Source organism: Micromonospora sp. NPDC048905, from assembly GCF_040649655.1.
GTDB lineage: Bacteria > Actinomycetota > Actinomycetes > Mycobacteriales > Micromonosporaceae > Micromonospora.
Genome location: NZ_JBEZFV010000013.1, coordinates 157,712 through 168,316, shown reverse-complemented (window position 1 = coordinate 168,316; position 10,605 = coordinate 157,712). Strand labels below are relative to the sequence as shown.

Genomic DNA, 10,605 nt, shown 5'->3' with positions numbered 1-10,605 from the left:
GGGTGGGGTGGGGGGTGGGGTGGGGGTGGGGTGGGGGTGGGCCGTCAGTCGCAGGCCGTGCCGTCGCCGTCGCGGTCCAGGTCGTAGATGTCGTCGCCGATCACCCTGATGGGTCCACTGACGTAGGCAGGGCCGTTGCCGCTGCCGCCCGCGCAGTCGACGTCGCTGGCGATCGGGACACAGCCGCTGTAGTTCGGGTCGCAGGTCGAGGACTGCGGCTTCTTGGTGCCGACGGCGACGACCTGGGTCACCGGCTGCTTCGTCACCGTGGACTTGACCAGTTTTTTCGACGTCCGCACCCCGTTCGTGGTGGTCACCTCGTACGTCAGGGTTCGCACTCCGTTGACGCCCTTGGTCCGGACGACGCGCTTGCCCTCGGCCAGGGACGCGTCCTTGACGGTCGTCTCGCCGTACCGGACGGTGGCTTGCTCCGTCTCGGTCCTCACCCGCACGACCGGCGCGGGCGCGGCATCCGGCGGGGCCGGCACCGGGGACTCGGTGGCGCCGAGCGTGGCGACCGGTGTGGCGACCGGTGTGGCGACGGGCGTGGCGACGGGCGTGGCGACCGTTGTGGCAATCGGCGCGGCAGCCGGCGCGGAAGCCTCGTCGGTCGGCTCGGCGGGCGCCGCCACGATGGGCTGCTGCGCCTGCTCGGCGGCCGTGCCGGTCTTGGTCGGCTCCGGTTCGCCGGCCAACGCGCCGATGATGGCGGTACCGGTACAGCAGAGCAGCAGGATCGACAGGGTCACCGAGCCGAGGATCACGGCGGTCCGACGGGCGGGACTGGCCCGACGGAACCAGTTCGGGCGGCCGCCCGGGCCGGACTGCGGTGCGTACGGCGGGCCGGGGACCGGCGGTGGTTGCATCGTCACGGCGATGAGTGTCGTCGCAAACACCGTCCGCAAGATCCTCCGTCGTGCTCGTCACCTGCGCCGTTCGCGTCACGCCGATGATCCGTGGGCACGTCTTCGGACGACGGGACGACACCTGCGGCAACCCTCAGGCCGACTGATCAGGGCCGATCGTGCGGCTGGATTTGCCTACAAAAGCCGCGAATCCTAACGAGTACGCCCTCGCGTGCTCACTCGTCGACGCAGGACAGGTGATGTGTCGAGATGCCGTCAGCAGGCGGGCTCAACGCGCTGCCCCCGTCGCGCCGACATCCGACGCGGGCCGACGAGCCTGCCGACCCCGCAGCGACGTGAGCCCGGTCAGCAGGAGCGCTATCGCGAACATCGCGGTGCCGATGACGTTCACCTGTGGTGGGATGCCCCGCTGGGCGGCGCCCCAGACGTACATCGGGAACGTGACGGTGGTGCCGGCGTTGAAGTTCGTGACGATGAAGTCGTCGAAGCTCAGCGAAAAAGCCAGCAGCGCGGCGGCCACGATGCCGGGCAGCACCAACGGCAGGGTGATCCTCCGGAAGGTCTGCCACTCGTTGGCGTAGAGATCCATGGCGGCCTCCTCCAACCGCCGGTCCATCCCGGCCAACCGCGCCCGCACGGTGACCACCACGAACGACACACAGAACGTCACGTGCGCGACCACGATGGTCCAGAAGCCCTGCGGCACCCCGGCGGACACGAAGAGCGCCAACAGCGACGTACCCATCACCAGCTCCGGGGTGGCCATCGACAGGAAGATCAGCACGTTGATGCCGGACCGGCCGCGGAGGCGGTGCCGGACCAGCGCGAACGCCAGCAGGGTGCCCAGCACGGTGGCGACCACGGTGGCGAGGAAACCGATCTGCACGCTGCGGACCACCGCGTCACACATGTCCGACGTGGCGCAGGGCCGCCGCCAGTTGTCCAGGGTGAACTCGTTGAAGTCGTACGACAGCCGACTCGACGGGCGGTTGAACGACAGACCGGCCACCACCAGGATCGGCAGCGACAGATAGCCGACCACCAGCAGCGCCACGATCAGCACCCAGCGGTCGACCAGCCAGCGCCAGAACCTCATCAGAGCCGCCTCTCGAAGCCGGCCCGACGCAGGTAGCCGACGACCACCGCGAGGATCGCGGCCATCAGCAGGAACGACAGCGCGGCGCCCTGCGGGTAGTCCAACCGGACCAGGAACGCCGAGTCGACGACGTTGCCGATCATGTACTCGTTGGGGGTGCCGAGCAGCTCGGCGTTGATGTAGTCGCCGCTGGCCGGGATGAAGAACAGCAGCGTGCCGGCGACCAGGCCGGGCCGGGACAGCGGCAGGGTCACCCGACGGAACGCCTGCGCACCGCTCGCGTACAGGTCGCTGGCCGCCTCCAGCAACCGGTGGTCGAGCCGCTCCAGGCTCGCGTACAGCGGCAGCACCAAGAACGGCAGGAAGTTGTACGTCAGGCCGAGCACCACCGCCAACGGCGTGGCCAGCAGCCGTCCCTGCGGTGCCAGCAGGTGCACGTCGCGCAGCAGACCGACGAGCACGCCGTTGTCCGACAGGATGGTCTTCCAGGCCAGTGTCCGGACCAGGAAGCTGGTGAACATCGGCGCGACCACGCACACCAGCAGCAGGTTCCTCCACCGCCCGGCCTTCTGCGCGATCGCGTACGCCAGCGGGTAGCCCAGCAACAGCGCCAGCACCAGGGCCAGCCCGGCGTAGCCGAACGAGCGCAGGAACTGCGGCCAGTACGCCTGCACCACGTCCGGGTAGTTGCCGAACGCCCAGGCCATCGCGTACCCGGTGGAGAGCGAGCCGCCGGGGTCGTAGAGGCTCGCGGCACCGAGTTGCAGCAGCGGCACACCGAAGAAGACGAGCAGCCAGGCCACCCCGGGCAACACCAGGAGGTACGGCAGGACGCGGCGCCGCCCGGACCGGACCGCCGGCGGCCCCTGCCCCGCTCCGGTCGGCGCCGGACGGGTCACGAGGGCGCGCCCACCGGCTCGTCGCGCACCGGCGACGTCCGGTCGGTGTCCCCGGCGGCACGGGGCAGCAGGAACGCGTGCCGCGGATCCCAGTACGCCACGGCCGTGCTGCCGACCGCCACCGGCGTCGAGGTCCCGCTGTTGGCCGTGAAGACCGACAACTCGGCGCCCCAGCCGGTCCGCAGCAGATACTGCGTGCTGACTCCCACATAGGACGCGTCGGTGACCACGCCGGTGACGTGCTGATGCCCAGCGGGCACCTGGTCGGCGGAGCCGACCAGAATCAGCTTCTCCGGGCGTACCCCCAGGTGGACCGGACCGTGGTCGGATCGGGACCGGCCGGTGGGCACCGAGAAGCGGCTGCCGTGCGCCGTCACCGTGACGTCGTCGCCGCTGACGCCGGTGGCGTCGCCGGCGAGCAGGTTGGACTGGCCGAGGAAGTTCGCCACGAACGCGGTGGCGGGAAGCTCGTAGAGGTCGGCCGGCGTGCCCTGTTGCGCGATCCGTCCGTCGTGCATCACCGCGACGGTGTCGGCCATGGTCAGGGCCTCCTCCTGGTCGTGGGTGACGTGCACGAAGGTGATGCCCACCTCGGTCTGGATCCGCTTCAGCTCGATCTGCATCTGCCGGCGCAGCTTCAGATCCAGGGCACCCAGCGGCTCGTCGAGCAGGAGGACCTGCGGCCGGTTGACGAGCGCCCGGGCCAGCGCGACCCGTTGCTGCTGGCCGCCGGAGAGCTGGGCCGGCCGGCGGTTGCCGTAGCCGTCGAGCTGCACCAGCGACAGCATCCGCAGAACCTCGCCGTCGACCGAGCGGATGCCGCGTCGACGCAGCCCGAAGGCCACGTTCTCGAAGACGGTGAGGTGCGGAAACAGCGCGTAGCTCTGGAAGACGGTGTTGATCGGCCGCCGGTACGGTCGCAGCCGGGTGACGTCCCGGTCACCGAGCAGCACCTGGCCGCTCGTCGGTTCCTCCAGCCCGGCGATCATCCGCAGCGTGGTGGTCTTGCCGCAGCCGGACGGGCCGAGCAGGGCGAAGAACGAGCCCGGTCCGATGGACAGGCTGAGGTCGTCGACCGCGGTGGAGGCACCGAACCGCTTGGTGAGGTTGGCCAGGCGCAGGTGGTCGGCGGGTGTCTCGCGTGCCATCCCGTCACGCCCCGATGACCTGCTGGAACTTACCCTCGTACTCCTTCTCCTGCTTCTCGTCCAGGGCCATGAACATCGTGGACTTCGACAGCAGAGCCTCGTCCGGGAAGATCAGCGGGTTGGTCGCCAGCTCGGGGTCGATCTTCTCCATCTCGGCCTGAGCGCCCTTGACGGGGCAGATGTAGTTGACGTACGCGGCGAGCCTCGCGGCGACGGCCGGCTCGTAGTAGTAGTTGATGAGCTGCTCGGCGTTCGCCTTGTGGGTGGCCCTGTTGGGCACCATCATGTTGTCGCTGTAGAGCATCACCCCGGAGTCGGGCGCGACGAACCGCACCCTCTCGTCGGCGGTGGAGAGCTGGATGACGTCCCCGGACCAGCCGATGCAGGCGGCGATGTCGCCCTTGGCGAGATCGGGTGCGTAGTCGTTGCCGGTGAAGCGGCGGATCTGCCCCGAGTCGACGGCCTTCTTGAGTTTGTGGAGCGCGTCGTCGAACTGGGCGGTGGTGAAGTTCGACGGGTCGTGCCCACCCGCGCCGAGCAGCAGGCCCATCGTGTCGCGCATCTCGCTGAGCGCGGTCACCCGGCCCTTGAGGTCGGGGCGGGTCAGCAGCTCGTCGACCGTACGCAGCTCCTTGGCGACCTTGCCGTTGTACGCCAAGCCGGCGAGGCCGGACTGCCACGGGATGGAGAGCTGGTTGTCGGTGTCGAAGGAGCGGTTGAGCAGCGGCGGGAGCAGGTTGGCCCGGACGTTCGGAATGTTCGCCGGGTCGAGTTTCTGGATCCAGCCGAGCCGGCTCATCCGGGCCGCCATCCAGTCGCTCAGCACGATGATGTCCCGGTCGGTGCTCTGGCAGGCGGCGAGCTGCTGCCGCACCTTGCCGAAGAACTCGTTGTTGTCGTTGATGTCCTCGGTGTACGTGACCTGGATACCGGTCTTCCGGACGAACTCGTCCAGGCTGGGTCGCTTGGACTCGTCCTCCTCATCCACGTCCAGGTACTGCGGCCAGTTGGAGAACGCGAGCTTCCGCTCGGTGCCGGAGAGGTCCTCGCTGACGCAGCCAGCCTCGGTCTGTTGGGCACCCTTGGTGCCGCAGCCGGCAAGGCCGCCACCCGCGGCGACCAGGGCGGCCGAGCCGAGTGCGCCGGTGAGCAGTCCACGCCGGGAGAGGGGCCGGAGGGGGACACGCATCAGTTTTCCTCAGGGGTCGGTGCCGTGGACGACTGACACGATGACAAACCGGCACCACCGGCGGAGCATCGGGGCCGACGCGTCACCACCCGTGGACGTGTCGACCACGCTCAGCGTGATTTACGCGATATTGCGGATGGCGGGGTGTCTGCGCGCCGGGACACCGCGCTTTCCCCAACCCGAGTGGATCAGCGGCCGGACCGACGGCTCAGCTCGATCGGACGAGGTTGACGAAGGACGTCCAGGCGGCCGGCGCGAAGGCCAGGGTGCCACCGTCACGGTCCTTGCTGTCGCGTACCAGCACCCGGCCGGGCAGGTTGTCGGCTACCTCGACGCAGTCGCCGCCGTTGTTGCTGCTGCGGGTAGCGGTGCGCCAACGGGCGTCGGTCATGTCCATGTCGTGGCCACTTCCCTGATCAGCTCGATCGACAGGCGTTGGGGTAACGCCTCACCGGTGACGCTCTCCCACCTGCGTCCCAGGCTAGCGACGTCGACGGGATCGGTCACGACCTGACCGCGGAGCTGGTTGTCGAGATACGCCAATTCCGTCCCGTCGGGCAGGCGGCCCAGCACGAAGGGACCGGCCAGACCGGTGTGCCACGGGCTCTCCGCCGGGATGACCCGCACCTGCACGTGCTCCCACTCCGCGACCGCCGCCAGGTGGGCCAGCTGCCCGGACATCACGGCGCGCTCACCGACCAGCCGGCGCAGCACCACCTCGTCGATCACCGTCACGAGCTGCGGTGGGGCGTCGCGACCGAGGACCGACTGCCGTTCGAGGCGGCCCGCGACGATCAGATCCACCTCGGACGGTGCGAGCAGCCCACCGGTACCCAGCACCGCGCGGGCGTACCCCTCGGTCTGCAGCAGGCCCGGCACGAGCAGCGGCTGGTAGGAACGGATCGAGACGGCGTCCTGTTCGAGCTCTGCCCACGGCCGGAACCACGGCAGGCCACGGCGGCGGAACGGCTCCGGCCAGAGGTCGGCCGCGTCCCGACGGAGCACCCGGGCGACCGCGATCCGGGTACGCGGGTGCGGGATGTGTCCCGCGGCGAGCCACCGCCCGGCCGTCTTGGGGTGGATGCGAACCTTCTCCGCAAGCGATTCGACCGTCTCGCCCGCCTCGGCCATCGCCACCCGCAACGCCTCGTTCGCCACTCGGACCCTCCCGCCCACGAGGGGTACACCGCGACCTGGAACGGTGCACGCTGCGGCGCATGTTAACCACGCTGCGTGGCGGTGTCTGCGGCCTAACGGCGTGTGGCGGTGAGACGTATTGATACGCCCCCCAAACGCCCCCAGGTGCCCCACCAACGTCCCCGACCCACCCGCGCCACGCTGGTTGATCAAGAGGTTTCGGTCATCGACCGGCGCGTTCTTGACGCAAACCTCTTGATCAACACCGAAGAGGGCCGCGGGGCCGGGTGGGGGTTAGTGGTTGGGGGGGATTACTCGGAGGTGGCCTCGGCGGCCGGTTTGGTGGGGGTGCTCGGGGCGGTTCTGGTCGGGCTCCGGGGGGCGGGGGGCCGGGCGGGCGGCTTCGCGGACCGCCTCGGCGAGCGCCACCAGGTCGTCGGTGGTGGGCGGCGGCGGCTCGAACGCGCCCTCGTGCCGGACCACGTCCCAGCCACGCGGTGCCGTCAGGCTGCGGGCGTGCGGCTCACACAGGTCGTACGTGTGCGGCTCGGCGAACGCCGCCAGCGGCCCCACCACCGCTGTCGACTCGTTGTAGACATAGGTCAATGTGGCGACCGCTTGCCGGGGGCAGCCGTTACGGGAGCAGCGCCGTGGTGACCTCACGTGCGGCAGGGTATCTCCATTACCGGGTCCGGCGCATCGCTTCGCGTTGCGACACGCCCGTCACGGTGATCACAGTTCGCCGTTCTGGGCGCGCCGCGCCACGGGAGCGGCGGTGCCGCTGGCCAGCCCGGCGCGGGCGCTACCCTTTGCCTCATGACGAGCCCGGAACACCGCCGCCCCGGCCCCGGCCGGCGTGTGCACCGTGACCGGCACGGTCGTGGCCTGCGCGGGCGGTTGGTGCCGGCCACCGTGCCACTGGCACGGACCAAGGCCGAGGTCTTCGACGACCTGGTCCTGGACACCGTGGAGACGCTGGAGCGTCGGTTCGCCAAGGAGCTGGCCGGGGTCGAGTTCGCGGTCGAGGACGTCCCGCCGGACCTGAACGTGTACGACTCCGATGTGCTGGAGGATGGCGAGGTCCCGCTGGCCCGGCTGCTGCCCGGCCGGCCGGGCCGACAGGAGGTGCCGCCGCGGATCGTGCTGTACCGGCGGCCCCTGGAGTTCCGGGCGATGGATCGCGAGGACCTCGCCGACCTCGTGCATGACGTGATCATCGAACAGGTGGCGAACCTGCTCGGGGTCGACCCCGACGAGCTGACCTGAGCCACCCCTCAGTCGCTGATCGCGCAGCCGCACCGGCGGCACACGCAGCCCCAGAACGCGCAAGAGTCGGGCGGCCCCCACCGCCTCGACCTCGCACCGCTCAGGCGGCCCGCCGCTTCAACTTGCGCCGCTCCCGCTCGGAGAGCCCACCCCAGATGCCGAACCGCTCGTCGTGACCGAGAGCGTATTCGAGGCATTCGGTCTTGACCTCACACCGCGAGCAGATCCGCTTCGCCTCGCGGGTTGAGCCGCCCTTCTCGGGGAAGAACGCTTCGGGGTCGGTCTGCGAGCACAGTGCCCGCTCCTGCCACTCCGGCGCGTTTCCGAGCAGGTCGGCCACCTCAAGCTGGCCGTCCATCAAATGCCTCCTTGTCGCGCACCGGCGTCATCGCCGCTGCAACCCCCCACGCGAAAGGCGTGCTTGTCCGTCCGGTCCCGTTTTGTTGCGTTCCGTGCGAACAACCCCATTCAAATTACACGCGTGTAATGCGTGCGCCGTCAAGCCAAACTTGATAATGGAGTCGCCCTCCCGACACCCCCGGACGGCCACTCGGACCGTCCAGCCTCGCAACCTGCCCTATCGATTCAGACCCCGGCCGAGTAACGCCCTCTCCGGCGAGTTGCCCGACTTTTCTCCCGTGGCGCTCCCCCGACGGGGCGCCAGCGGGGCAGTGCCAGACGTCCGCACCCTCAAAGCTGATCTTGGTGGGGGACAGGTTAACGCGGCGCGGCGCAGACCGCCCGTCGAGCTGGGAACAGCACGTACGCCCCGCCCACAATGTGGACGGGGCGCGGCGCGAGACCGGTGCGAAAACGTCAGCTGGCGACCCCGAAACCGCTGGTAGGCCACACGAATTCGGCGATGCCTCCACCGTGGACAGAAACTGACCCGGCGGGCGTACTCTCGTCCCACCAGACGGTATAAATCCCGCCGGGCAGATCCGGATAGACCGCACTGTGGAACGAGCCGTCCTGCACCCGGCGCTCCCGCACGGCAGAGTGGACCCGCCGATCGTCGTCCCGGCTGATCTCGATCTCCCGGCCGTGCAGATCGCGGCCCGTGTAGACGATCAGAGCACCGGTGTCGCCACCCAGATCGAGGACGACGCTCCCCGTCTCCGACGGCCCGTACGCGTGCTCGTGCATCCCCTCCCCCCGCCGGTCAGGACGCCGCCGGCGGGTTGTTGAACCCGTCGTACGGCGTACCCAGGTAGGGGAAGTTTGCGAGGAACGGCGCGGTCACGTCGGCGGCGCTCAACCCCGGGGTGACCGCGGCGGCCGCCGCGTCCGGTTGAAACGTCTTGTCCACGAGCGGGACGGTGACCCCGGCGATCGCCCGCAGCGCGATGCTGACCACGTCGTCGCCGACCCGCCGCCCGTTCGGGTATCCGGCCAGGTCACCACCGAGCACCCCGAACCGGTCCGGCTGCCGGGTCGGCGGGATCGCGGTGTTCAGCCGCAGCATGTCGGCCTGCACGTCGCCGGTGGCGTTCGTGAAACCGTCGATCAGCCCGGCCGGTACGCCGGTGAGCAGGATCGCCACCAGGTCCGCACGGGCCTTCTTCGCCTTGGTGAGCCGGTCCAGATTCGGGAACACGTCCGGGTAGAGCGCCGGCAGCAGAGCGGCCAGCTCCGGCTGCTCGACGAACCGCGCGAACCGCTTGTCCTCCGACGGTGGCAGCGAGTTCCACAGGTCCTTCTTGGACATCGGCACGATGACCTCGTTGAACAACGGATTGCCCAGCCGGGAGACCTGGGTGAACGGCCCGGTGGCGGTGTCCGCACCGCCCCGGTCACCGAGCACCCGCACCTGCCGACGCGACGCCGACGTCCACACCCCGATCACCGACGCCGCGTCACCCGCGCCGTAGCGGTTGGCGCGGCGACGCACCTGCTTCAGTGGCACCTGCACGGCGATGCTGTGCACGTTCATCCGGTCGGTGGCGTTGACCGGCTCCCCCTCGGCCTTGAAGATCTTCTTCCCGGCGACGTGCAGCTGCTGGAACGGCCGCAACGTGCCGAGGTCGAAGATCGCCCCCAGGTCGACGAAGAAGCCGTCCGCGCGCTGCCCGGCGAAGACCCGCTCGCCGGTGGAGAGCGAGTAGGTGGCCTGCCGCACAAGCTCGGCGTACTTCGGGGTGGACAGCGGGCCGACGTTGCACGGCGGGCAGGGCAGCTTGTGCGCCAACCGGTGCTCCCGGCCGTCGGTCACCCGGGTCAGGCTGTAGAACTGCCGCCGGTTCCAGTTCTTGCTGTCCAGCGACTCGATGGTGCCGGTGTTGTAGAGAAAGCTGTTCGGATTGGTGATCTCGGTGGTGAATTCGAACCGGTAGGTGACATCCGGACGGCCGTCGCCGTCGTTGTCGATATGGATCTCGTAGCGCACGTCGTCACCGAACTCGAAGAAGTTCGGGCCCCCCGAGGGCAGCTGCAACGGAACGTAGTTGGCGATCAGCGTCACCGTGTCGGGCTTGTCGGGGCTGACGAACGCGTACAGGTCGGAGCTGTCGGCGACCGGATCCTTGGCTATCTCCGGGGCCTCGCGGTGGGAAGACATGGCGGACCAACCTCACTGGGCGGGGACAGGATGGCAGTGCGGAGTGCCGGGTCAGCGCCGGGCGGCGCGCCGCAGCCGGTCCGCCAGGCCGCGGTCACGTACCTCGATCCGCGTCTCACCGACGAAGACGTCCATCGTTCCGGAGGCGGCGTCGCGCAGGTGCACGACGATCGGCTCGTCGGCACGTCCAGCCGCGCCGGGGGCGTTCTGCGCGGCCGACAGGCCGGGCACGGTGAGCGCGGCGGCACCGAGGGTGGCGGTGGCCGCGGCGGTCAACGTCTGCCGGCGGGTCAGTCGCGGCCACTGCCGCTTCCGCTGATCACTGGTCATGGGCAACCTTTCCGGCGGCGGCGCGGTACGCGCCCGCGGGGACGGACGGGTCCGACGCCGTCCATCGACGCCGCCGGGCCCCTGAGGGGGACACCGGCGGCGGTCCTGGCCGCGACC

13 protein-coding genes are annotated in these 10,605 nt (G+C 69.9%); 1 reads left to right on the top strand and 12 read right to left on the bottom strand.

The features are described 5' to 3' along the window. Positions 1-44: 44 nt before the first annotated feature. From AB0C01_RS28065 to AB0C01_RS28030, 8 genes are all read right to left on the bottom strand, one after another. Positions 45-866 (bottom strand): G5 domain-containing protein, encoded by an 822-nt coding sequence (locus AB0C01_RS28065; RefSeq protein ID WP_357572558.1) that lies wholly within the window; start codon positions 864-866, stop codon positions 45-47. A 268-nt stretch (positions 867-1,134) separates the two neighbouring features. Next, on the bottom strand, positions 1,135-1,962 hold the full coding sequence (locus AB0C01_RS28060) for an ABC transporter permease (protein WP_357572551.1): 828 nt from the start codon (positions 1,960-1,962) through the stop codon (positions 1,135-1,137). Beyond that, positions 1,962-2,861 carry an ABC transporter permease gene (locus AB0C01_RS28055; protein ID WP_357572550.1) on the bottom strand — a complete coding sequence of 300 codons (900 nt, stop codon included), beginning with the start codon at positions 2,859-2,861 and terminating at the stop codon, positions 1,962-1,964. Before AB0C01_RS28055 ends, AB0C01_RS28060 begins: the two co-directional genes overlap by 1 nt. After that, complete coding sequence (locus AB0C01_RS28050; RefSeq protein ID WP_357572549.1) at positions 2,858-4,009, bottom strand: ABC transporter ATP-binding protein; 1,152 nt, start codon at positions 4,007-4,009, stop codon at positions 2,858-2,860. Before AB0C01_RS28050 ends, AB0C01_RS28055 begins: the two co-directional genes overlap by 4 nt. Positions 4,010-4,013: 4 nt before the next feature. Next, entirely contained in the window at positions 4,014-5,198 is a 1,185-nt protein-coding gene (locus AB0C01_RS28045; protein ID WP_357572548.1) for a spermidine/putrescine ABC transporter substrate-binding protein, read from the bottom strand. Positions 5,199-5,406: 208 nt separating this feature from the next. Next, positions 5,407-5,595 (bottom strand): DUF397 domain-containing protein, encoded by a 189-nt coding sequence (locus AB0C01_RS28040; RefSeq protein ID WP_357572547.1) that lies wholly within the window; start codon positions 5,593-5,595, stop codon positions 5,407-5,409. Beyond that, positions 5,586-6,329, bottom strand: coding sequence for a DUF5753 domain-containing protein (locus tag AB0C01_RS28035; RefSeq protein ID WP_357572557.1), 744 nt, complete (start codon positions 6,327-6,329; stop codon positions 5,586-5,588). Before AB0C01_RS28035 ends, AB0C01_RS28040 begins: the two co-directional genes overlap by 10 nt. Before the next feature lie 300 nt (positions 6,330-6,629). Further along, the gene (locus AB0C01_RS28030) at positions 6,630-6,998 is read right to left on the bottom strand and encodes a DUF3499 domain-containing protein (protein WP_357368957.1); all 369 of its coding nucleotides are present in this window, start codon (positions 6,996-6,998) and stop codon (positions 6,630-6,632) included. A 153-nt stretch (positions 6,999-7,151) separates the two neighbouring features. Here AB0C01_RS28030 and AB0C01_RS28025 point away from each other — a divergent pair, with 153 nt between their 5' ends. Further along, on the top strand, positions 7,152-7,601 hold the full coding sequence (locus AB0C01_RS28025; protein WP_357241919.1) for a metallopeptidase family protein: 450 nt from the start codon (positions 7,152-7,154) through the stop codon (positions 7,599-7,601). A gap of 100 nt (positions 7,602-7,701) precedes the next feature. Here the strand turns inward: AB0C01_RS28025 and AB0C01_RS28020 are convergent, their stop codons facing one another. The 4 genes from AB0C01_RS28020 to AB0C01_RS28005 all read right to left on the bottom strand — a co-directional run bounded on the left by AB0C01_RS28020 (position 7,702) and on the right by AB0C01_RS28005 (position 10,488). Then, positions 7,702-7,959, bottom strand: a complete 258-nt coding sequence (locus tag AB0C01_RS28020) for a WhiB family transcriptional regulator (protein ID WP_007455784.1) — start codon at positions 7,957-7,959, stop codon at positions 7,702-7,704. 458 nt (positions 7,960-8,417) lie between these two features. Next, positions 8,418-8,747, bottom strand: coding sequence for a phospholipase (locus AB0C01_RS28015; protein ID WP_357368955.1), 330 nt, complete (start codon positions 8,745-8,747; stop codon positions 8,418-8,420). A gap of 16 nt (positions 8,748-8,763) precedes the next feature. Then, a complete protein-coding gene (locus tag AB0C01_RS28010; RefSeq protein ID WP_357572546.1) occupies positions 8,764-10,158 on the bottom strand; it encodes a DUF4331 domain-containing protein in 1,395 nt (464 codons plus the stop codon). Between the two features lie 51 nt (positions 10,159-10,209). Next, positions 10,210-10,488: a hypothetical protein gene (locus AB0C01_RS28005; RefSeq protein ID WP_357241910.1), complete on the bottom strand. Its 279-nt coding sequence runs from the start codon at positions 10,486-10,488 to the stop codon at positions 10,210-10,212. Positions 10,489-10,605: the final 117 nt, after the last annotated feature.